21 protein-coding genes are annotated in these 22,120 nt (G+C 68.4%); 17 read left to right on the forward strand and 4 right to left on the reverse strand.

The genetic code is table 11. From position 1 onward, the window contains the following. The first annotated feature begins 11 nt into the window (after positions 1 to 11). The 6 genes from ygfZ to manA all read left to right on the forward strand — a co-directional run bounded on the left by ygfZ (position 12) and on the right by manA (position 5,195). Positions 12 to 1,058 carry a CAF17-like 4Fe-4S cluster assembly/insertion protein YgfZ gene (gene ygfZ, locus ACSZL9_RS14965; protein ID WP_446666302.1) on the forward strand — a complete coding sequence of 349 codons (1,047 nt, stop codon included), beginning with the start codon at positions 12 to 14 and terminating at the stop codon, positions 1,056 to 1,058. Between the two features lie 221 nt (positions 1,059 to 1,279). Beyond that, positions 1,280 to 1,624 carry a helix-turn-helix domain-containing protein gene (locus ACSZL9_RS14970; RefSeq protein ID WP_446666303.1) on the forward strand — a complete coding sequence of 115 codons (345 nt, stop codon included), beginning with the start codon at positions 1,280 to 1,282 and terminating at the stop codon, positions 1,622 to 1,624. 80 nt (positions 1,625 to 1,704) lie between these two features. Continuing rightward, on the forward strand, positions 1,705 to 2,451 hold the full coding sequence (locus ACSZL9_RS14975; RefSeq protein WP_446666304.1) for a hypothetical protein: 747 nt from the start codon (positions 1,705 to 1,707) through the stop codon (positions 2,449 to 2,451). 192 nt (positions 2,452 to 2,643) lie between these two features. Then, positions 2,644 to 3,615 (forward strand): asparaginase, encoded by a 972-nt coding sequence (locus tag ACSZL9_RS14980; protein ID WP_446666305.1) that lies wholly within the window; start codon positions 2,644 to 2,646, stop codon positions 3,613 to 3,615. Between the two features lie 61 nt (positions 3,616 to 3,676). Beyond that, entirely contained in the window at positions 3,677 to 4,003 is a 327-nt protein-coding gene (locus tag ACSZL9_RS14985) for a DUF2516 family protein (protein WP_446666306.1), read from the forward strand. Between the two features lie 16 nt (positions 4,004 to 4,019). Then, positions 4,020 to 5,195: a mannose-6-phosphate isomerase, class I gene (manA, locus tag ACSZL9_RS14990; protein ID WP_446666307.1), complete on the forward strand. Its 1,176-nt coding sequence runs from the start codon at positions 4,020 to 4,022 to the stop codon at positions 5,193 to 5,195. Positions 5,196 to 5,334: 139 nt separating this feature from the next. On the opposite strand, the gene ACSZL9_RS14995 is transcribed toward manA, so the two are convergent. Beyond that, positions 5,335 to 6,519 carry a hypothetical protein gene (locus tag ACSZL9_RS14995; RefSeq protein WP_446666308.1) on the reverse strand — a complete coding sequence of 395 codons (1,185 nt, stop codon included), beginning with the start codon at positions 6,517 to 6,519 and terminating at the stop codon, positions 5,335 to 5,337. A 156-nt stretch (positions 6,520 to 6,675) separates the two neighbouring features. Here ACSZL9_RS14995 and ACSZL9_RS15000 point away from each other — a divergent pair, with 156 nt between their 5' ends. Next, a complete protein-coding gene (locus ACSZL9_RS15000; RefSeq protein ID WP_446666309.1) occupies positions 6,676 to 7,539 on the forward strand; it encodes a peptidase inhibitor family I36 protein in 864 nt (287 codons plus the stop codon). Positions 7,540 to 7,648: 109 nt separating this feature from the next. Here ACSZL9_RS15000 and ACSZL9_RS15005 read toward each other — a convergent pair whose 3' ends face one another. After that, positions 7,649 to 10,777, reverse strand: coding sequence for a BTAD domain-containing putative transcriptional regulator (locus ACSZL9_RS15005; RefSeq protein WP_446666310.1), 3,129 nt, complete (start codon positions 10,775 to 10,777; stop codon positions 7,649 to 7,651). A 154-nt stretch (positions 10,778 to 10,931) separates the two neighbouring features. Between ACSZL9_RS15005 and mshA the strand changes: the two genes are divergently transcribed. The 3 genes from mshA (at position 10,932) to ACSZL9_RS15020 (ending at position 13,636) form a co-directional block, all read left to right on the forward strand. Further along, positions 10,932 to 12,209 (forward strand): D-inositol-3-phosphate glycosyltransferase, encoded by a 1,278-nt coding sequence (gene mshA, locus ACSZL9_RS15010; protein ID WP_446666375.1) that lies wholly within the window; start codon positions 10,932 to 10,934, stop codon positions 12,207 to 12,209. 163 nt (positions 12,210 to 12,372) lie between these two features. After that, entirely contained in the window at positions 12,373 to 12,882 is a 510-nt protein-coding gene (locus ACSZL9_RS15015; protein ID WP_446666311.1) for a YbjN domain-containing protein, read from the forward strand. Between the two features lie 10 nt (positions 12,883 to 12,892). Next, positions 12,893 to 13,636, forward strand: a complete 744-nt coding sequence (locus tag ACSZL9_RS15020) for a phosphoglyceromutase (RefSeq protein WP_446666312.1) — start codon at positions 12,893 to 12,895, stop codon at positions 13,634 to 13,636. A 55-nt stretch (positions 13,637 to 13,691) separates the two neighbouring features. Here the strand turns inward: ACSZL9_RS15020 and phoU are convergent, their stop codons facing one another. Next, complete coding sequence (gene phoU, locus ACSZL9_RS15025) at positions 13,692 to 14,357, reverse strand: phosphate signaling complex protein PhoU (protein ID WP_446666313.1); 666 nt, start codon at positions 14,355 to 14,357, stop codon at positions 13,692 to 13,694. Positions 14,358 to 14,595: 238 nt separating this feature from the next. On the opposite strand from phoU, the gene ACSZL9_RS15030 reads away from it, so the two are divergent. After that, positions 14,596 to 15,822, forward strand: a complete 1,227-nt coding sequence (locus tag ACSZL9_RS15030) for a sensor histidine kinase (RefSeq protein ID WP_446666314.1) — start codon at positions 14,596 to 14,598, stop codon at positions 15,820 to 15,822. Further along, a complete protein-coding gene (locus ACSZL9_RS15035) occupies positions 15,819 to 16,502 on the forward strand; it encodes a winged helix-turn-helix domain-containing protein (protein WP_446666315.1) in 684 nt (227 codons plus the stop codon). Before ACSZL9_RS15030 ends, ACSZL9_RS15035 begins: the two co-directional genes overlap by 4 nt. A 170-nt stretch (positions 16,503 to 16,672) precedes the next feature. On the opposite strand, the gene ACSZL9_RS15040 is transcribed toward ACSZL9_RS15035, so the two are convergent. Next, complete coding sequence (locus tag ACSZL9_RS15040; RefSeq protein ID WP_446666316.1) at positions 16,673 to 17,233, reverse strand: hypothetical protein; 561 nt, start codon at positions 17,231 to 17,233, stop codon at positions 16,673 to 16,675. 211 nt (positions 17,234 to 17,444) lie between these two features. On the opposite strand from ACSZL9_RS15040, the gene ACSZL9_RS15045 reads away from it, so the two are divergent. The 5 genes from ACSZL9_RS15045 (at position 17,445) to cysS (ending at position 22,053) form a co-directional block, all read left to right on the forward strand. Then, positions 17,445 to 17,927, forward strand: a complete 483-nt coding sequence (locus ACSZL9_RS15045) for a CarD family transcriptional regulator (protein WP_446666317.1) — start codon at positions 17,445 to 17,447, stop codon at positions 17,925 to 17,927. Positions 17,928 to 17,965: 38 nt separating this feature from the next. Further along, complete coding sequence (ispD, locus tag ACSZL9_RS15050; protein ID WP_446666318.1) at positions 17,966 to 19,183, forward strand: 2-C-methyl-D-erythritol 4-phosphate cytidylyltransferase; 1,218 nt, start codon at positions 17,966 to 17,968, stop codon at positions 19,181 to 19,183. Further along, positions 19,180 to 19,662, forward strand: a complete 483-nt coding sequence (gene ispF / locus ACSZL9_RS15055; RefSeq protein WP_446666319.1) for a 2-C-methyl-D-erythritol 2,4-cyclodiphosphate synthase — start codon at positions 19,180 to 19,182, stop codon at positions 19,660 to 19,662. Before ispD ends, ispF begins: the two co-directional genes overlap by 4 nt. Before the next feature lie 120 nt (positions 19,663 to 19,782). Next, entirely contained in the window at positions 19,783 to 20,421 is a 639-nt protein-coding gene (locus tag ACSZL9_RS15060) for an MBL fold metallo-hydrolase (protein WP_446666376.1), read from the forward strand. A gap of 222 nt (positions 20,422 to 20,643) precedes the next feature. Continuing rightward, on the forward strand, positions 20,644 to 22,053 hold the full coding sequence (cysS, locus tag ACSZL9_RS15065; protein WP_446666320.1) for a cysteine--tRNA ligase: 1,410 nt from the start codon (positions 20,644 to 20,646) through the stop codon (positions 22,051 to 22,053). Positions 22,054 to 22,120: the final 67 nt, after the last annotated feature.

The following is a 22,120-nucleotide window of genomic DNA, read 5'->3' on the forward strand; positions in this document are numbered from 1 at the left end:
AGGCTGGGAGGGTGACTACGGCACCTGCGCAGAGCCCACTGCTCGAACGCCCCGGTGCGGTCCAAGCCGTCGGTCTCGACGCCGGCGTGGCCGCACACTACGGAGATCCGATGCGCGAGCAACGCATGCTCGAGCAGGGTTTGGCCGTGGTGGACCTGTCTCACCGAGGCGTGGTCACGGTCACCGGCCCGGACCGGCTCAGCTGGTTGCACTCGATGACCACCCAGCAGCTGACGGGCCTGGCGCCATACACCTCGACGGAGTCGCTGGTGCTCAGCCCGCACGGCCACATCGAGCACGACCTGCACCTTGTCGATGACGGCGAAACCGCTTGGATCACAGTCGAACCCGGCACTGCACCCGCGCTGGTCGAGTGGCTCAACTCCATGCGCTTCATGCTCCGCGTCGAGGTCACCGACGTCACCGAGTCGTATGCCGTGCTCGGCGAACCCATCGGCAACGAGTCCCTGCCCGCCGAGCGGGAGGCCCGCGGCGTGATCGCCTGGCGCGACCCGTGGCCGGCGATGGGCTCTGATACCGCGGCATACAGCGACGTCGACCCGCACCCGGCCGCCGGGCGCGTGTGGCGGGAGCTCATCGTGCCGCGCGAGCAACTTGTCGAGGAGGTCGGCGACCGACACCTTGCCGGCATCTGGGCGGCCGAGGCCGAGCGGGTGAACGCCTGGCGGCCGCGCGCACGCAAGGAGACCGATCACCGCACCATTGCGCACGAGCTCGATCTGCTGCGGACCGCTGTGCACCTGCACAAGGGGTGCTACCGCGGGCAGGAGACGATCGCCCGCGTGCACAACCTGGGTCGCCCGCCGCGGCGGCTGGTGTTCCTGCACCTGGACGGCTCTGGTCACGTGCTGCCCGAGGAGGGCGCCGAGTTGGTCAAGGCACCGGGGGAGCGGCCGGTGGGCCGGCTCACCACGGTCGCCCGGCACGTCGACGACGGCCCGATCGCGCTGGCCGTGGTCAAGCGCAACACCCCTGTCGACATACAACTGCTCGCCGGAGATGTGAGCGCGGCGCAGACGGTGATCGTCAACCCGTAGCCAGGGCCGGCCCAGCGGGCCGACTGTCCTGACTGTCCCGATGTGCCGACGGTCGGTATGTGGGGACGGGTTGAGGCCGGTATGGCGTCCCGATGTGCCGACGGTCGGTGTGTAGGACCGGGCGGTCTGACAGCGTTTCGAGAGCCCCGCAAAAGCATGTGAGCCACTTCACGCTTGCTCTGGCTTGCATTTTGCTAACTGTAGTTAGCATACTGTTGGACATGAGCCCGAACCCGGTGACCGACCTCGGCACTTACCTCAAGGACCAGCGCCAGCAGGCGCAGCTGTCCTTGCGGCAGGTTGCCGAACGCGCCGGGATCTCCAACCCCTACCTGTCGCAGATCGAGCGCGGCCTCAAGCGGCCGAGCGCCGAGATTCTGCAGGCGATCGCGAAGGGCCTGGCCATCTCGGCCGAGCAGCTCTACGTGCACGCCGGCATCCTCGACGCGCTGCCCGACGGCGAGGTCGTGATCGACACGCGACAGGTGATCAAGAAGGACCCTCGACTCACCGACAAGCAGCGCAAGGCGTTGATCGACGTCTACGACTCGTATGTCGGCGACTGAGCCGGTCCCCGAAAAGCCAGCGTGGCGCCCCGGCGTCATCGCAGTAACGAACTGACAACCCCGAGAGAAAGGCACCAAAGATGCCCAGCAAGAGCACCTTCGAGTCCCCGTTCTACGCCGTCATCGGCGCCGCCGACGCCGCAGTCGAGAGCGTCCGCACCTCCTTCGACAACGCGACCGAGACCGCGCAGTCCTTCCGTGACGAGCTGACCGTGGACGGTGTCCAGGAGCGGATCGTCAACACCGTCAACGACGTTCGCGACCAGATCTTCTCGCTGCCGTCGCTTGCGACCGAGCGTTACGAGGCCGTTGCCGGCAACGTCGAGCGGGCCTACGAGGAGTTCGCGCAGAACTACCTCGAGTTCGCCGAGCGCGGCGCCGAGGTGACCCGCGAGGCCACCGAGCAGGGCCTGGCCGCCGTGTCCACCGCCCGCGGAGCCGTCTCCGAGACCGGTGACAGCGCGTTCGCCCGCGTCCTGGGTGTCCGTAAGGAAGCCGCCAAGGGCGTCGAGCGTCTGGCCGGCCTGGTCGGCCGCAACGCCGAGGTCGTCGAGGCCGAGGCCGAGACCGTCGTGCGCAGCACCGCCGCCAAGCAGGGTGCTGCCAAGCGCCCGAGCCGCAGCTCGGTCGCCAAGACGGCCGGCAGCCGCAAGACCGCCGCCAAGAAGGCTCCGGCCAAGAAGACCACCGCCAAGAAGGCGACCGCGAAGAAGGCTCCGGCCAAGAAGTCGGCCGCCAAGAAGACCACCACGGTCAAGGCTGCGACCCCGACCCTGCCGGTCGAGGCCAAGGTCGAGGCGACGGTCGAGTCGGCCGACAAGGCCTGAACTGACCAACTGCCACTGATCTGGCATTGAGCAGATCCGAAGACCCCCGCGCACCCCGGTGTGCGGGGGTCTTCCTGTTGCCCGACCGGCGGTCCGTCCCTGTTGCTCGTCGCTACCTCGTCGTACGTGTCCGATCCCGAGCGGCCAGGCCCCGGTCCGGAGGACCGCGCCATACGGCTCTATCGTCGGCGTGTGACTTCCTCGCTCCGCGCCTTGTCCGATGCTCCGGTCCTTGCTCACGTCGAGCGGGGTGGCTTCATCGAGTCGGTGCACCGCGGCACCGCGGTGATCACCGCGCCGGACGGCACCGTCGACTTCGCGCGCGGTGATCCCACCGCCCCGTGCTTCCCGAGGTCGTCCAACAAGCCGATGCAGACGCTGGCGATGGTGCGCAGCGGACTGCGACTGAGCGAGCCGAAGCTCGTCGCACTGACCAGCGCCAGCCACTCCGGCGAGGACTTCCACCGGGAGGGGGTGCGCGCGATCCTGGCCGAGGCGGGGCTGACCGTGGCCGACCTGCAGAACACCCCTGACCTGCCGTCCGACGAGCAGGCCCGCAACGAATGGGTGCGCGCCGGTAACGGCCCGGAGTCCATCACCCAGAACTGCTCCGGCAAGCACGCCGGCATGCTGGCGACCTGCGCCGCGAACGGCTGGGACACCACCACCTACCGCGACCCCGCACATCCGCTGCAGCAAGCGATGGCCGACACCATCAGCGAGTTGGCGCACGAGCAGATCGCGTCGATCGCGATCGACGGCTGTGGCGCACCGGTGATGGCGATCTCGCCTGTCGGGCTGGCGCGCGCATTCGGCGCGATCGCGGCTGCTGCCCCCGGGACGCCCGAGGCGACGGTGCGGGACGCCATCCGCGCACACCCCGAATACCTCGGCGGCACCCGGCGTGACGTGACCGCGCTGATCCGCGGCGTCGACGGGTTGATCGCCAAGGACGGCGCCGAGGCGGTGTATGCCGTGGGCCTGTCCGACGGCCGCGGCCTGGTCGTGAAGATCTCCGACGGCGGCCAGCGTGCCCGCCCGGTCGTGATGGCCGCGCTGCTGCGGCAGGCCGGCGTCACCGGCGCCGCCGTCGATGAGCTGGGCAAGGCTGACGTCCTCGGGCACGGTCAGCCGGTCGGCGCGATTACCGCTGTGGGTTTTTGAGCAGTTGCACAGCAGCCGGAAGCACACGAGCAGCACAGATTCGCCGGGTTAGGCTGAGTGCATGGGAAGCCTGGTTCACCTGCAGCAATCCGTCGCGATCGTGCTCGGCGTGGCGCTCTTCGCGATGCAGTTGTTCGCACTCGTCGACTGCGTGCGGCACCGCTCCGACGCGTTCACCGCTGCGGGCAAGCTGAGCAAGCCCGCCTGGCTGGCCATCACCGCAGTCGCGTGCATCATCGGTTTCCTGAGCCTGCTGTCCCCGCTCAATATCTTCGAGATCGCTGCGGTCGTCGGTGCCGGTGTCTACCTGGCCGACGTGCGACCGGCGCTGCAGCAGGTCACCGGGCGAGCCCGGGACAACAACAACGGCCCCTACGGCCGTTGGTGACAGCGAGATTCCGATCGTGCTCGAGGAGTCGGCGGTGACCGCGCCGGTGCAGGCGATCGGGAAGCTACGCCCGCAGATCAAGTCGTCCGCCTGGGGTTCCAGGACCGTGATTGCGGAGCTGACCGGTCGGCCGTCGCCGGCCGACCGTCCCGAGGCCGAGCTGTGGATGGGCGCGCACGAAGCCGCGCCGTCCGGCATCTGCGGGACGACCCTGGACGAGCTGGTCGCGCGCGACCCGGTGGGCGCGCTCGGACCGCGGGTTGCCGAGCACTTCGGCGGTCGGTTCCCCTTCCTGTTGAAGATCCTCGCCCCGCAGAGCCTGCTGTCGATCCAGGTGCACCCCGATGCCGAGCAGGCACTCGCTGCCGCTCCCGGGACGTATGTCGACCAGTGGCCCAAGCCGGAGTCGCTCGTGGCCGTCACCGAGTTCGAGATCTTCGCGGGGCTGCGCCCGTATGCCGACATACAGCGTGTCGTGGAGTCACTCGCGGTGCCGGAGCTGTCGGCGAAGCTGGCGAAGGTTGCCGGATCGGACCAGCCGGTGAGTAACCTGCTGGTCAGCCTGCTGCGGTGCGGCCGCGCGGAGCGGGAGGAGCTGGTCGCGGCCGTCGTCGCGGCTTGCGGCCGGGGGCTCAGCGGCCCAGACGCCGTGGCGTTCGAGGCCGTGCTGCGGGCGGCCGAGCAGTTCCCTGGTGACATCGGTGCAGTGGTGTTGCTGACGATGGTCCACCGGGTCCTCGAGCCGGGCGACTACATCTTTGTGCCCGCGGGAGTGCTGCACGCCTACGTACGCGGCACCTGTGTGGAGTTGCTGGCCAACTCCGACAACATCGTGCGTGCCGGCCTCACCCCGAAGCCGCTCAACATCGACGAGTTGCTGCGCATCGTCGACACCGACCGCGAGATGCGACCCGAGCACCCCACGCCCGGGCGGGTGCATTCCTTCCCGGCCGACGTCCCGCATTTCCAGCTGCACGTCGTCGAGCCGGGCGATGACGCCATACACCTGCCGGGCGCCGACCGGCCGCGGATCGCACTGGTGCTGCACGAGTCGGTGACGATCCGTTGTGGCGACACCGACCTGCGGCTGGCGCCCGGGGAGTCGTGCTTCCTCGGTGCGGGTGAGGGTGCTGCGACGGTGACCGGGCGCGGCACGCTCTATCTGGCGACCTCGGGGATGCCGAACAGCTGAGCGGCGCGGGTTCGGTGCGGGGTTTCGATGCGGGCTCGTTCCTCGCCCTTACTCAACCACCTTGGGCGGGCGTTCCTCGCCCTTACTCAACCAGCTTGGGCGGGGCGTTCCTCGGCGTTCTCAACCAGCTGGGGCGGGGTCAGCCGTCGTAGGACGCCTGCTTCACCGCGAAGACGTTGCGGTTGCCCTTGCCCTCCTGCAGGGACCAGAGCTCGTCGGGTCCGGTGGCGTCCTCCCAGTAGCTGAGGCTCTCTCCCCACTTGACCCATTTGTAGCTGCTGACCGACCCGGACCCGCCCCAGTAGAAGAGCTTCTGGTCGTGCGAGTCGTTGAACCACCACCGGCCGTTGTGCGACGCGACACCGTTGAGGTAGTGGAAGGGCGTGTTCAGCGCCTGGCTGGCCTTGGTCGTGGCGGCGAATTTCGTTGACCCGGAAGCGAAGGGGAAGCGTATGGCGCGCGTCGTGCCCTTCGGGTACTTGCACGTGACGTTCGTCGGGCACTTGTATTCGGTCATCACGATCGACTTCTTCGGCCGGTCCAGCGAGATCGTCGACCAGGTCAGTTTCGTCGTGCCGGTCGCGACGTGTGAGGTGATCTTGCCGACCTGCGGCAGCGCGTAGGCGTAGTTGTGTGCGTAGAACTTGTCGCCGTGCTTGCCGATCAGCGACTTGTCGCCGCCGGTCTCGGTCTTGATGATCTTGCTCATGTCGAAGACCCGCATGCCGGAACCGGTGTCGGCGACATACAGATAGTTGCCGTACCACGCGATGCCGCCGACGTGGATCTGCACGTCCTTGAAGCTCGGTGCCGCCTTGGTGCCGGTCGGCTCGACCAGCAGGATGTAGCGGTATTTGTTGGGGTAGTTGCTGTCCCAGTCGGTCAGGTTGATCCGGCTGCCCTTCGGGTCGTTGTTGTAGAAGCTGGCTGCGATGAGTTGCCGGCCGTCATACCGACCGTTGTTCGCGGTGCCCACGGCGTCCCGGGTCGTGGTGATGCCTTGCGGCGCGACGTCGCTGTCGTTGTTGTCGCCGGAGTCCCAGATGAAGCCGTGCACCTGTGTCGAGATCGCCGTCGACGGCGTCCGACTGTGGTTCGCGTGATCCATCACGGTGCCGACGGACGCGCGGCCGGCTTGTGCGACCAGTCCCGCGACCGGCTCGCTGTAGGTCGAGCCGTAGTCGGCGGTCAACCAGAAGTTGTCGGTGTCGATGGGCGTCGGTGAGCTCGCGGCGTATGCCGGTGCGGTGTGCGCGCCGAGGGCGGCTCCCGCAGTCAGTGCTGCGCTCGCGACAGTGACGAGGACCTTCTGCAGAGTCTTCATCCATCCCATTGTGCGAAGTCCTGCTGCGTCCTTGGGCGTTGCGCTTCGATGGATTCGAGCGGCGCTGCGAAGAGAACGCAGCGGATTCGCAGCGCCGCTGAGCACAGTGGGACGCGTTCCACCAAGGAGTCGACCACGTCAGAGGGAGCGAAGGAAATGGTCACCAAGCGTTCAGGTTTCGGCCGTGCGGCAGCTGTCGTCGGTGCATCGGCGCTGCTCGCCGGCGCATCGCTGAGCATGGCATCGGCCCCGGCCCATGCAGCGACGGCCCGCAACGGGCACTGCGAGTCCGGGGAGTTCTGCCTCTACTACAACTCCGGTCAGAAAGGGTCGGTGTCGGACTTCAAGAAGTCGATCGCCAATTACGGTGCGACACAACCGAGTTGCTACGAATTCAAGGGTGCCGGCAACGGCAAGGGCATGTGCGTGAAGAACCACACGGCCTCGGTCTGGAACCGCACCGGCAAGACGGTCTACGTCTACTACAACAGCAATTACGGCGGTAAGAAGCAGGCGGTCAAGTCCGGTCAGAAGACCAATCTGATCGCGGCGCTGAAGAACAACAACGCCTCCCACCACATCGGCAAGATCAGCACCGGCACGTGCAAGAACACCTTCGGTAACCCGCGCACCTGCGGGCAGGCCGTGACCTGGGCGAAGAACCACCTCGGCAGCACCGCGTTCGGCACCGGATGGTGCGACCACGTCGTGGGCCTGGCCTACGGCTGGTCCAACAGCGGCTCGCGGACCGCCTACGTTCACTGGACTCAGGTGCCGTCGGCGCAGAAGCACGCGGGCAACCGCAGCGTGCCGGTGGGCGGCCTCGCATTCTTCAAGGGCGGCTCGACCGGTGCCGGTCACGTGATGCTGTCCCTCGGTGGTGGCGTGTTCGCCTCGACCGACGTGGGCACGGACGGTCGTTGGCAGGCGGGCCACTACAACAAGACGACCATCGCCAAGATCGAGTCGAGCTTCGGGGAGACCTACCTCGGGTGGACGCAGCCCTGGTTCAACCACTGAGAACCGTTGCGGCTGCATCGGGTTCACCCGGTGAGCTGTCGATCGGCCGGGTGGGTCGGGTGCGTGTCAGCGCGGCCGGCACACCCTGGTGGCGTGATGTCGTGGTGGCTCAGCCCGATGCGGGCCCGGCAGCCTCGGTGTCCAGCTCGCGACCGAAGGCCTCGGTGAACTCCTCACGCGCCGCCAGGTCGGCCGACGCGCGGGCAGCACGCTCCTGCCGGCGCAGTTCGGCTGCGGCGGCGTGCTCGCCGCGTTTGGACAGCACCACCGACAGGTCGTGCATCGCTACGGCGACGCTGAGCGGACGGTCCAGCGTGGTGCACTCCTCGATGCTCTCCCGCAGCTCGGCCTCGGCGTCCTCGAGCCGGCCGAGTGCCGCCAGAGCGCGTCCTTTGGTCCGACGTGCGCGTGCCGCCAGGAAGGGGTCGTGTGCGTCGTCGGCTCGGCGCCATACGATCTCGGCCTCGTGCAACGCCTCCTCGTCGCGGCCCAGCTGATAGCTCATCTCCGAGCGCGCATCCAGTGCGTAGGACAGCAGGTGCTGCTCGTCGAGATCTTGCAGGAGCGAAATCGCTTCGGCGAGCAGCACATTGACCGACCCGAGGTGATGCTGGCGCCAGGTCACGCGAGCCAGCTCGATCGTGGCCGTGGCGTAGGCGATGCGGTCGCCGGAGTCGGCCAGCAGCTCGCGGGCCCGGATCAATTCGTGGTCGGCCGCACTCAGTTCGTCGTAGTCGTTGTGCATGACGCCCCGCACGGTGCTCGTCCACCCGGCGTATGTCGGATCGTTCGCGTCGTGCAGCAGGCGTTCGGCGCGGGTGAGGGCGGCCTCGACCAGAGTGCGCCGGCCGAGCGACAACGCCGCCTGCGCGGTGACGATGTCCGCTGCCGCGGCGGCATGGTTGGCCCCCAACAGGGTCAGCGCCTTGCGCGCACCGCCTGCGGTGGTCAGCGCGGTCCGTGACTGCGAGCGGAGGTCCTGGCGGTGCCACGCCTCGGCAAGTTGCAGCAGGGCGCGGCCCAACTGCTGGTCGGACGACGCCGAGTCCAGTCGGGTGCGAACCGCCGAGGCGAGATCCAGCCAGCTGCCGTGCCCGGCGAACGTGTGCTGGGCATTGGCGGCGGCGAGCAGCAGCCGCCACGACAACTCCGGCGCGCAGTCCAGCACTGCTTCGGCGATCGAGAGCATCGCAGCACCGTCGGCGCGGAAGAAGATGGTCGCGACCCGCACGTCGACCGTCGGCAGGGGAGCGGCGTCGTCATCGGGCATCGGCGGCGGTGCAGGGACGAAGCGGCGGTGGAACGCGTCGTGGAAGCTGCAGGCCCGGCGCAGCAACTCGCGGCCGAGATCGGTTGCGGCAGCGGTGATCTGGGCGGCTTTGACCGGATGCTGCGCACGGGCGAACTGCGCCACCAGGTCATGCAGTCGGTAGATCGTGCACTCGTTGTCGCGCTGCACGGGCTCGATCAGATTGGTCGCGAGGAGCATCTCGATCAGGTCGTCGCCGGCGTCCTCGTCGTGCAGAAGGACGCCGGGCATCCACCCGCTCACGCCGCTCAGCGGCAAGTGGGCGAGCAGCGCGATCGCGTGCTGCTCGTCCGGTGAGCGGCGCTCCCAGACCAACTGCACGCTCTTGCGCAGGCCTTCGAGGGCGTCACGGCCACCCACCGGGTTGGCCAGCAGACGTTGCGCCATCGGAACGAAGCGGCGATCGGGACGGTGCGAGAGCCGCCCCGCGACCAGCCGGATCGCGAGCGGGAGTCGTCCGGTGGCGTTGAGCAACTCGACGGCTCCGTCGACGTCGGCGTCGACCCGATCACCGCCGATCAGTGCGCGCAGCAGCGTCAGCGCGTCGTCGATCTCCAATGACCGCAGTCGGATCGACGTCCAGTCACCGGCCTCGGTCTCGATGCCGCGGGCGGTCACGATCGCGAGCGAGCCGGCGGAGACCGGCAACACCAACTCCAGGGCCCTGGCCACCTCCGGCGTCACAACCGGCAGATTGTCGATCACGATCAGCACCCGGCGCGTCTCCAGGATCGACCGGAAGAGGCCGGTGCGCGCCGCGACGTCCTCCGGGATCGCCTGAGGGCGCACGCCCAGCATCCCCAGGAACGACCCGAGGACCCGCGTCGGGTCGAGGGACTCGCGGGGGCCGAGGTCGGCATACAACGTGCCGTCGGGGAAGTCCTCCTGCACCTGCCGGGCGGCGCGGATGGCCAGCGCCGTCTTGCCGACACCGGTCAGCCCGGTGATGCCGACGACAACCGCGGCGTCGGCGGCGCACTCCGCGGCCGTGCTGATCTGCGCGGATTCGGGTGCGCGCCCGACGAAGTGCGCGGGCTCCCTCGGCAGGGTGCGCGGCACCGGGAGGTGATCGACACCTGGCGGTGCGGTCTGCGGCGGGTCGGCGTCGAGGTTGTCGGGGGAGGAACGCTGGAGGGCTTGGGACCGCGGTGGCGGTGCAGTCGGGGGAGCGGCCTCGACCGGGGCACTGACGCCGTTGAGCTCGCCGTTGAGCACTGCCTGGTGCGCGGCGCACAACACGTCCGACGGGCGGACACCGAGCTCGTCGTCGAGGCGGCGATAGATGTCGCGATAGACCCGCAGCGCCTCCTCCTGGCGCCCGGTCGCGGCGAGCACCCGCATTAGTTGTGCTGCAAACGCCTCGTGGAAGGGCTGCTCCTGCACCAGGGCGGTCAATCGTGTTGTCAGACCACGGAATTCGCCCAGTTGTAGGGCGAGCTCGTTGCACTCCTCGATCACGGTGAGCCGCTCGCCGAGCAGCGTCTCTTGTGCCAGATGGACGTCCTCGGTCGCAGGGATGTTCTGCAACGGCGGTCCGTCGAAGAGCTCGATCGCCGTGCTGAGCCGGCTCCAGCCCTCGGCACCCGATGCCTCCGCGTCGACCAGGGCACGCCATTCGGCGCAGTCCGAGTGGATCCCGTCGGCGAGGCGGTAGCCGGTCTTGGTGGTCTCTATCAACGCCAGGTCGCGGCTCTTGCGCCGTAGCCCCGAGACGAGCGCCTGCACGCGGTTGCGCGCGGAGGAAGGAGGCTCGTCGCCCCAGATCCACGGCACCAACACGTCGGTCGGTGCCGCTGCACCGGCCGGGCACATCGCGACCCTGGCCAGCAATGACCGCTCGAGTTGGCTGAGCGGCAGCGGCGTGGTGTCGCGGGCGAGTTCGACACTCCCCAGGACCCGCAGACGAACGCATTCCCCTGGCGTACGCATGTTTTTCACGGTAACGGGCGGCGAGGAGGCGATGCGGCTCCGGCGACGACGGATTTCGTGCTCCTGCCGGCGCCGATCGGGCAGGAGGCCGGAGTGCGACACTGGCGGGGTGACAGCAGTTCCCGAGCGTCCTTGTCCGGTGCGCCGCATCGCGATGATCAGCGTGCATACCTCACCCCTGGACCAGCCCGGCACCGGCGACGCCGGCGGGCTCAACGTCTATGTCGTGGAGACCGCGAAGCGGCTCGGCCGCCAGGGGATCGAGGTCGAGATTTTCACCCGCCGCACCTCCGCCGCGCTCGCGGACACGGTGCAGCTCGCCCCCAACGTCCTGGTGCGGCACATCGACGCCGGCCCGTACGAAGGCTTGGCGAAGGACGACCTGCCCGGCCAGCTGTGCGCCTTCGCGGCAGGCGTGATGCGGCACGTGGCGCACAGTCCCGAGGGCTATTACGACCTGGTGCACTCCCACTACTGGCTGAGCGGTCAGGTCGGGTGGCTGGCCGCGGACCGGTGGGACGTGCCACTGGTGCACACCATGCACACGATGGCTCGCGTCAAGAACGCCTCGCTGGCGCAGGACGACCGCCCCGAGCCCAGTGGGCGCGAGATCGGCGAGGAGCAGGTGGTGCGGGTCGCGAGCCTGCTGGTCGCGAACACGCCGCGTGAGGCCCGCGAGCTCGTCGAGTTGTATGACGCGAGCCCCGACCTGGTCGAAATCGTCTCTCCCGGTGTCGATCTGGAGACCTTTACGCCGGGGGACCGGGCGGCCGCGCGGACGGCGGTCTGCCTGCCCGACGACGCGCAGGTCGTGCTCTTCGTCGGCCGCATCCAGCCGTTGAAGGCTCCCGACGTGCTGCTGCGGGCGATCGCGAAGCTGCTGGAACGCGACCCCGAACGACGCGACGATCTGGTCGTCGCGGTCCTCGGCGGTCCGAGCGGCACCGGCTTGGAGAAGCCGCGTGGGCTGCAGCAACTCGCCCGGGAGCTGGGCATCGCCGACGTCGTGCAGTTCGTCCCACCGGCCAGCAGATCGGACCTCGCGCAGTGGTATCGCGCGGCCGATCTGCTTGCTGTTCCTTCATATTCGGAGTCCTTCGGTCTCGTGGCGCTGGAGGCGGAGGCGTGCGGGACACCGGTCGTCGCGGCCGACGTCGGCGGCCTACCGGACGCCGTCGGTGCCGCCGGACGGCTGGTCAGCGGGCACGATCCGGACGACTGGGCGACTGCGATCGCCGCTCTCCTGGACGACCCGGAGCAACGAGAAGCGCTCTCCGGCAAAGCGATCGAGCATGTGCAGCGGTTCGGCTGGGATGCCACGAGCGATCGGTTGCTGGAGGTCTATCGCCACGCGTGTCGATCCGCGGTGGAGGAGTTGCCGGAGCGGTCGATGCCGAGCCTTGTCGGCGTCCCGGCCGCGCCCATCCCATGACCCCACAAAGCTGGTCGAGTAGGCCGAGAAAGCTGGTCGAGTAGGGCGAGCCGTTAGGCGAGGCCGTATCGAGATCCCGTGACTTCAAGAAGTTGGTCGAGTAGGGCGAGCCGCTAGGCGAGGCCGTATCGAGACCCCGTTTGCAGCAGAGGAGAGGCCGGAGATGACCGACATCCAGCAGACCGTCGAGGACTACCTGAGGGACGCTGAGGTCGAGTGGGAGCTCGGCGCACGGGACGGCGAATTCGTCGTCACGTTGCCCGGAGAGCGCAAGCTGAAGACGGTCGTCTCGGTGCTGGCCGGCGAAAGCTGGATGACGGCAACGGCTTTCGTCATACGACACCCGGACGAGAATCACGCCGACTTCTATCAATTTCTGCTGCGGCGCAACCTGCGCCGGCCCGGTGTCGCCTACGCGACCGACGAGCACGGTGACGTCTTCGTGGTCAGCCGCACGCCGGTCGCGGCGGTGGACGCGGCATACCTCGACACCCTGCTCGGGACCGTGCTGGAGGCGTCCGACGAGGTCTTCAACGAGCTGCTGGTGATCGGCTTCCGGACCTCGATGCAGAAGGAATGGGACTGGCGGATCAGCCGCGGCGAGTCGACACGCAACCTGGAGGCGTTCCGCCACCTTTTGGACCACGGCGAGGGCGAGCCGCCCGCCGAATAAACTGTGGGCCATGACCTACACCCTTGTGCTGCTTCGTCATGGCGAGTCCGAGTGGAACGCCAAGAATCTCTTCACCGGCTGGGTCGATGTCCCGTTGAGCGACAAGGGACGCGCGGAGGCCGTGCACGGCGGTGAGCTGCTGACCGAGGGCGGCGTGCTGCCCGACGTGGTGCACACCTCCCTGCTGCGGCGGGCGATCACCACGGCTGCGCTCGCGCTCGATGCCGCCGATCGGCACTGGATCCCGGTAAAGCGTGACTGGCGGCTCAACGAGCGGCACTACGGCGCGCTGCAGGGCAAGGACAAGAAGGCCACGCTGGAGGAGTTCGGCGAGGAGCAGTTCATGACCTGGCGCCGGTCCTTCGACGTGCCGCCGCCGCCGATCGACGCCGGTGACGACTACAGCCAGGACGGCGATGTGCGTTATGCCGACCTCGGTGACCAGATGCCGGCCAGCGAGTGCCTGAAGGACGTCGTCGAGCGCTTCCTGCCCTACTGGGACGAAGCGATCGTGCCGGATCTGAAGGCCGGCAAGACGGTGCTCGTCGCGGCACACGGCAACTCGTTGCGTGCCCTCGTCAAGCACCTCGACAACATCAGCGACGAAGACATCGTCGGCCTGAACATCCCGACCGGCCAGCCGCTGGTCTACCGGCTCGACGACAACCTCAAGCCGACGGTTGCCGGCGGTGAGTACCTCGACCCCGTGGCGGCCAAGGCTGCCGCCGAAGCCGTGGCCAACCAAGGACGCTGACCCCTCGGGCGAACAACTCGCTACTGTCGCGAGTTGTTCGCCGGGACCTCCGCCGTCAGCGCGCCAGACCCTCGTCCTCGGTGCCGTAGCGACCGGTGACCAAGTAGACGATGCGGTTGGCGACGGCGACCGCGTGGTCGCCGAACCGCTCGTAGTAGCGGCTGATCAGGGTCGTGTCGACCGCCGCCTCGGTGCCGTGGTCCCAACTTTGGCCGAGCAGCTCGCCGAAGATCTTGCGGTGCAGGTCGTCCATCGTGTCGTCGAGCCGGGTGATCGCGACCGCGCCGTGGACGTCCTTGTTCGCGATCGCGGCGCCGGTGGCGGTCACCAGGCGATCGGCGACGTCGGCCATCTCGCGGATCGTGTTGTGCAGCTCGTCGGGCACCGCGCAGTCGGGGTAGCGGCGCCTGGCGGCCTTGGCGACGTGCCGGGCGAGGTCGCCCATCCGCTCGATGTCGCTGGCCATGTGCATCGCCGTCACCACCATCCGCAGGTCGGTGGCCACCGGCTGCTGCCGCGCCAGGAGGTCGACGGCGCGGTCGTCGACGTCGCGGCGCAGGGTGTCGATGTCGTCGTCGGCCGCGATGACACTCTCCGCGGTCGGCAGGTCCGTCTCCAGCAGGGCCGTGGTCGCGCGCCGCATCGCGGCACCGACCATGCTCGTCATCTCGACCAGATCGTCGGAGACCCTGTCGAGGTCGTCGTGGAAAGCGTCACGCATTGGCAGTTCGATCCTTGTCGTGGTGCTCGGGTGGGCGTCGTAGGTGTATGGCGCAGTGCGTCGTCGCTAGTGAATCAGAGATCGCGACTCAGCTTCGGGGCACGGTGCACGGGCGCACCGTGCCCTGCCGCCAGGTCCGTCCAGGCTGGACTCTCCCAGTGATCGGTGAACTCGGCGGGACGCGTAGGTGAACGCTCGGCGGACTCGCGGCATACGACCGCTCTGAGGTGAAGAACCGGTGTCCCGACTGCGTACATTGGTCGCCGTGATGGTCGCAGTTGTTGCCGCGGTGGTGGCGTTGATCGCCGGCTTCGCCGTCGGCCGGCTCGTGCGCGGCCGTCGGTATGCCGCCGGGCCGGGCCGGTCCGCAGCTGATCCGGCTGCGCCGCAACCGATCTCGCCGCTCGCACCCGCTGCGGTGGACGTCCTGGACGCGTTGCGCGCGGTGGTCATCGTCGTCGACGCCTCCGACAAGGTCGTGCGCTCCAGCCCCAGCGCGGGCGCCCTGGGTCTGGTGCGCGACACGAACCTCGTGCACACCCGCCTGCTGGAGCTCGCGCGTGAGGTGCGCCGTGACGGAGAGGTGCGCGAGATCGAGCTCGAGCTCGCGCGCGGGCCGCTCGGCAGTGCGCAGCTGACCCTGGCGATCCGGATCGCCCGGCTGCGTGCCCAGCACGTGCTGCTGCTGATCGACGATCGCACCCACGCGCGTCGGGTCGAGGACATCCGCCGGGACTTCGTGGTGAACGTGTCCCACGAGCTGAAGACCCCGGTGAGCGGGCTGACACTGTTGGCCGAGGCGGTGGACGAGGCACGGGACGACAGTGCGGCCGTGCACCGCTTCGCCGGCCGGATGCAGGTGGAGACCACCCGACTGGCACGCCTCGTCCAGGAGATTGTCGACCTCTCCCGCTTGCAGGTCGACGACGCGCTGGACGATCCCGTCCTGGTCGACGTGCGCAGCTGTGTCCAGGAGGCGGTGCAGCACCTGCAGCTGCTGGCCGACGACAAGCACATCGCGATCACCACCGGTCTCGGCGACCCGTCCGTGCCGGCCGAGGTGTATGGCGACGCCAACCTGATCACCACGGCGATCCGCAACCTCGTGGAGAACGCCGTCAACTATTCCAGCCGCGACACCCGGGTCAGCGTGACGGTCCAGCCGGGGCCGGCGTTCACCTCGATCGTGGTCAAGGACCAGGGCGACGGCATCCCGCCGGCCGAGGTCGATCGCATCTTCGAGCGGTTCTACCGCATGGATGCTGCGCGTTCGCGGCGCACCGGAGGCACCGGCCTCGGGCTCGCGATCGTCAAGCACGTCTGCGCCAACCACGGCGGTGAAGTCACCGTCTGGTCCGAGCCGGGACAGGGTTCGACATTCACCGTCCGGCTCCCCACGGCACAACCCGTGCCGCCCGACAACCACCCCGTCATACCTGACACGACACGGAAGGTCACCCCATGACGCGCATCCTCGTGGTCGAGGACGAAGTGTCCATCTCCGACCCGCTGACCTACATGCTGGGAAAGGAGGGTTACGAAGTCGCACTGGCCGAGACCGGACCGGACGCACTGCTGGAGTTCGAGCGCAGCGGTGCGGACCTGGTGCTGCTGGACCTGATGCTGCCGGGCATGTCCGGCGTCGACGTATGCCGCGTGCTGCGGCAGAAGTCGACGGTGCCGGTCATCATGCTCACGGCCAAGGACAGCGAGGTCGACAAGGTCGTCGGCCTCGAGCTAGGCGCGGACGACTACGTCACCAAGCCCTACTCCGCGCGCGAGCTGCTCGCCCGGGTCAAGGCAGTGCTGCGGCGCGGCCAGGAGACCGACGAGCTGTTGCCTGCGACGCTCGAGGGCGGCCCGGTGCGGATGGACGTCGAGCGGCATACGGTCGCGGTCGGCGGTGAGTCGATCTCGTTGCCGCTCAAGGAGTTCGAGCTGCTGGAGCTGCTGCTGCGCAACACCGGCCGGGTGCTGACGCGGTCGCAGCTGATCGACCGCATCTGGGGCAGCGACTACGTCGGTGACACCAAGACGCTGGACGTGCACATCAAGCGGTTGCGCGCGAAGATCGAGGTCGACCCCGGCAACCCGCAGCACATCCAGACGGTGCGCGGCCTGGGATACAAGTTCGACACCGCCTGACCCGCACAGGACACGCAAGAGCCCCGACAGCAGACCTGCTGTCGGGGCTCTTCGCGTTTGAGTCTGGCCCTGAGTCGGCCGAGCCTGGCTTCAAGCCGGCCGAGCCTGGCTTCAAGCCGGCCGTGCCGGGTTCTGAGCCGGCCGAGCCTGTCGAGGTCAGCGACGCCGGATCAGGCCGGCGGCTCCTCGACCTCGGTGTTCGGCGGCGGGGTGTAGGTGCCGTGCTCCGGGGACGCGGAGCCGTAAGGGTACTGGTCGAGCAGCACCGGGACCTGCACGTCGGTCGCGCCGGACTTCTGGGTGGTGAAGGTGACCTTCTGCGACTTGCCCGGACGGGCGGCCACGGACGACACGCTCACCGGTGACACGGTGGACGTGGTGTCGGCCGAGGGCTTGCCGTCGAGCCGGATCGCGGTCTCGGCCGGGACGGTCACCGTGGTGTTCTGCTTCCCGGTGGTCACGACCAGCTTGATCGCGGACTGCCCGTTGTTGACCGCGACGCCTTGCATCTGGCCCTTCGCGCCCTTCTGGCTCGCGACGATCAGAATGTTCTGCAGTTGCAGGGAGCCGACCGTGGCGCTGACACCGTCGGCCGCGTCGTAGCTCTTGGTGGTCTGGGCCGGCGAGAGATACATGCAACCGCTCAACGTGGTTGCCGCCAAGCCCGCGGCCACTGCCCCGAGGGCGGGCCGGGACACCGGATGCAGGGGGAAAGGCAGTCGTCGCGTCACACGCGGAAGCCTAGCGGTCCCTGCCGGGCGATGCCGACCCGGCAGGCGGGTCGTTGCGGCATACGTTCTGATGACGCGCGCGCGAAGCATGCCGGCTGCGGCTTGTCAAGATGCCGGCGGAGGCCTGTGGAGGGCCCCTGACCTGCGGAAACGTTTATGTGACGTGCATAACTCGTGATATCCTGAGAGCCGCGAAAGGGGAAAACAACACATGGTTTTCAAGGTCGGCGAGACGGTCGTTTACCCGCATCACGGAGCGGCTCTCATCGAAGAGATCAAAGTCCGCAAGATCAAGGGAGAGGACAAGCAGTACCTCGTTCTCAAGGTTGCTCAGGGCGACCTCAAGATTGAAGTTCCGGCCGAAAACTGCGATCTGGTCGGCGTGCGTGACGTCGTCAGCAAGGAAGGCCTCAACCACGTGTTCGAGGTGCTCCGTGCAGACCACACCGAGGAGCCGACCAACTGGTCCCGTCGCTACAAGGCCAACCTGGAGAAGCTCGCGTCCGGTGACGTGATCAAGGTGTCGGAAGTCGTGCGTGACCTGTGGCGCCGCGACCAGGACCGCGGCCTGTCCGCCGGCGAGAAGCGCATGCTCGCCAAGGCACGCCAGATCCTGGTGTCCGAGCTGGCGCTCGCCGAGCACATCAACGAGGACAAGGCCGAGGCCACGCTCGACGAGGTGCTCGCCTCCTGAGCCACATATCCGCTGACTACGCCCACGACGATTCCGTCGTGGGCGTTGTCGTGGTTGCTGCGGGCATGGGCGTGCGGCTCGGCGCCGGTATGCCGAAGGCGCTCGTCCGGGTCGGCGGTCGCACCCTGCTCGAGCACGCTGTGGAGAGAGCCACCCAAGCTGGTCGAGTCACTCAAGCTGGTCGAGTAGGGCGAGCCGCTAGGCGAGCCCGTATCGAGACCTCGTGCCCGATCGTGGTCGTCGCACCCGCCACACATCTGGCGGAGTTCCAGACACTGCTGCCGGGCATCACTGTCATCGCCGGCGGAGCCGAACGCACCGACTCGGTGGCAGCCGGGCTGGCAGCACTGCCGCCGGAGGCCGACATCGTGCTGGTGCACGATGCCGCACGCGCCCTCGCGCCGCCGTCGCTCTTCGACGCGGTCACGGCTGCGGTGGAGGCGGGAGCCGACGGTGTGGTGCCCGGCCTGCCGGTCAGCGACACCATCAAGCAGGTCGACGACACCGGCCGCGTGGTGGCCACGCCCGATCGCGCCGCGCTCCGGGCGGTGCAGACGCCGCAGGGTTTCCGGCGGTCGGCACTCGAGGCCGCGCACGCCGCGGGCGGCCCAGCGACGGATGACGCGATGTTGATCGAGCGCGCAGGTGGCACCGTCCGGGTGATCAATGGCGATCCGCTCGCGATGAAGATCACCCTGCCGCCCGACATCGATGCCGCCGAACGCCTGTTGGCAACCGCCGCCCGCACGCCAACTCTGATCATCCTCGGCGGCCTGCCGGGCGTCGGTAAAACCACTCTCGCTCGAGCCCTGGCACAACGAATGCCGTTGGCGCACATACGGGTCGACACCATCGAGGGGACGCTGGTGCTCGCCGGGCTGGCCGACAAGATGACCGGCCCCGAGGGGTATGCCGTGGCCTTCCGCATTGCGGGCGACCAACTGGCACAAGGCCTTTCGGTCGTCGCCGACACTGTCAACCCGATGCCGGAGACGCGCGACTGGTGGCGCGCCGTCGCGACCGAGCACGGTGCGCAGGTGGTCGAGGTGGAATTGGAGTGCTCTGACGCCGGTTTGCACGAGTCCCGTGTGACCGAGCGCGTCTCCGACGTACCGGGGCTGCAGGTGCCGACCTGGCAGGCGGTCCAGGACCGCGAATACCACCCGTGGTCCCCGGATCTGCGTCTCGACACCGCACGGCGCAGTCCCGATGAGCTTGCCGAGGACGTGCTCGGCTGGATGAGGAGTCACCAATGATGCTGCCGCGGACCGGGATCGGTGTCGATGTCCATGGATATGCCACTGACGACCGGCCGTGCTGGCTCGCCGGCTTGGAGTGGCCGGGGGAGCGCGGTGTCGAGGGGCACAGCGACGGCGACGTCGCCGCGCACGCTATGTGTGACGCCCTCTTCTCCGCGGCAGGAGTCGGTGACCTCGGCGCCCACTTCGGTGTCGACCGGCCCGAGTTGGCCGGAGCTTCCGGCGTCCGTCTGCTGCAGGAGGCCCGAAAGGTGTTGGCCGAAGCCGGTTTCGAGATCGGCAACGTCGCCGTGCAGGTGATCGCCAACTCCCCGAAGATCGGCAAGCGCCGTGACGAGGCACAGGCCGCGTTGTCCGCAGCGCTGGGCGGCGTGCCGGTGTCGGTCGCCGGCACCACCACCGAGGGGCTCGGCCTGACCGGCCGCGGCGAGGGTCCCGCGGCCATTGCGACCGCGCTCGTCATACCGACCGCATAGCTCGGTGCACCGTCGTCCCGGGCACGCATGATGAGCGCCCGTGGGCATGTCTGAGCAACGGACAGGCATGGCAGCCGGCGGCGCGCGAGGCTACGCTGACGGTCCGCGACAACGAGAGGAATCCCGGTGAGCGACATACGCATTGACAACCTGGTGACGTCCGGCACGTTCAGCTTGGACGGGGGCACGTGGGAAGTCGACAACAACGTCTGGATCGTTGGCGATGACTCCGAGTGCGTCGTGATCGATGCGGCTCATGACGCGGCAGCGATCAACAAGGCCATCGGCGATCGGACCCTCACCTACATCCTGTGCACGCACGGGCACGACGACCACATCGACGCCGTCGGCGACCTGATCGGGCTGCACCCGAAGGCGCAGGTGCTGATCCACGACGAGGACCGCATGCTCTGGGACCGCGAGATCAGCGAGCCGCCCGACGGCGCGCTCACCGACGGGCAGAAGATCTCGGTCGGCGGCGACGAGCTCGAGGTGCTGCACACGCCGGGACACTCGCCCGGAGCCTGCTGCTTCCTGTTGCGTAGTCAGAACGTCCTGTTCAGCGGCGACACTCTCTTCCAGGGCGGCCCCGGCGCGACCGGTCGGTCGTTCAGCGATTTCGGGACCATCGTGGAGTCGATCCGCGACCGGCTGCTGACCCTGCCGCCGGAGACGGTGGTGCACACCGGGCATGGTGACGACACCTCCATCGGTGACGAAGCGCCACACCTGCAGGAGTGGATCGACCGGGGGCACTGAGGCGGGTTTCGATACGAGCCTCCCCCGCTTCGCTCCTCCGGCTCTACTCAACCAGCTTGCGTGTGGTGAGCCTCCTGGGCTGCGGGTCCGGCTCTACTCAACCAGCTTGCGTGTGGTGAGTCTCCTGCGCGGCTGGCCCGGCTCTACTCAACCAGCAGCGTGTGGTGAGGCGGTCGGGCCGCGTGGTCGGAGGAGCGCCTGCGCCCCGTTAAACTCGCGGGCGTGACTCTTCAGATATTCGACACCGCCACTGGGACGCAACGGCCGTTCGAGCCGCTGCGCGAGGGACACGTCGGCATCTACATCTGTGGACTCACCACACAGGGCGCGCCACACATCGGCCACGTCCGCTTCGCGGTCGCGTTCGACATCCTGCGGCGCTGGTTGACCACCGGGCACGGCTATGACGTGACGTTGGTGCGCAACGTCACGGACATCGACGACAAGATCCTGGCGAAGTCCGCGGACAACGATGTGCCGTGGAACCAGTGGTCCTACGGTTTCGAGCGGGAGACCAACGACGCGCTCGACACTCTCGGCGTGCTCCGTCCGAGCTACGAGCCGCGGGCGACCGGACACACCACCGACATGGTCGACCTGATCCGGATGCTCATCGACAAGGGCCACGCCTACCCGGCCGAGGACGGCTCCGGCGACGTCTACTTCGACGTGAAGTCCTGGCCCGAATACGGCCAACTGACCCGGCAGAAGATCGACGACATGGAGCCTGCCGCCGACGCCGACCCGCGGGGCAAGCGTGACCCGCGCGACTTCGCGTTGTGGAAGGGCACCAAGCCCGGTGAGCCGGCGAGCGCCTCCTGGCCGACGCCGTGGGGCGACGGGCGACCCGGCTGGCACCTGGAGTGCTCCGCGATGGCGCGCCGCTGGCTCGGTGACACCTTCGACATACACGGCGGCGGCATCGACCTGCGCTTCCCGCACCACGAGAACGAGCAAGCCCAATCCCGTGGCGCCGGACTGGGTTTCGCGCGCTACTGGATGCACAACAGCTGGGTCACCATCTCCGGCGAGAAGATGAGCAAGTCCCTCGGCAACAGCCTTGCAGTGCTCGAGCTGACCAAGACCGTGCGTCCGCTGGTGCTGCGCTACTACCTCAGCGCCGTGCACTACCGCTCCACGATCGAATATCACCCGGGCGCGCTCGACGAGGCAGCTGCAGCCGTCGAGCGTCTCGAGGGTTTCCTGGACCGCGCGCTGCCCGACGGCGTTGCCGAGCCGGGCGCCATACCAACGGCGTTCGCCGAGGCGATGGACGACGACCTCAACGTCTCCGGCGCGCTCGCGGTCGTCTTCGACCAGGTCAAGCGCGGCAACATCGCGCTGGACGACGGCGACGCCAAGCAGGCCGCCGAGTTGGCCGGCAACGTCGTCGCCATGACCGACGTCCTGGGTGTCAATCCGCTGGCACCGCAATGGAAGTCGATCGACGACAGTGCGACGTCCGACGCGCTCGGCGCGCTGGTGGAGGCACTGATCGACGCGCGTGGACGTGCCCGTAAGGAGCGCGACTTCGTCGCCGCCGACCAGATCCGCGATCAACTGTCGGCCGCGGGCATCACCGTCGAGGACGGGCCGGACGGCGCCCGGTGGACAGTGACGAAGAATGACTGAGAGCCTCGGTCTCGATACACCCGTCGCTCGTCCCTCACGACGGGCTACTCGACCCGCAACGACGACG

The sequence above is a fragment of the Flexivirga sp. B27 genome, assembly GCF_052905685.1.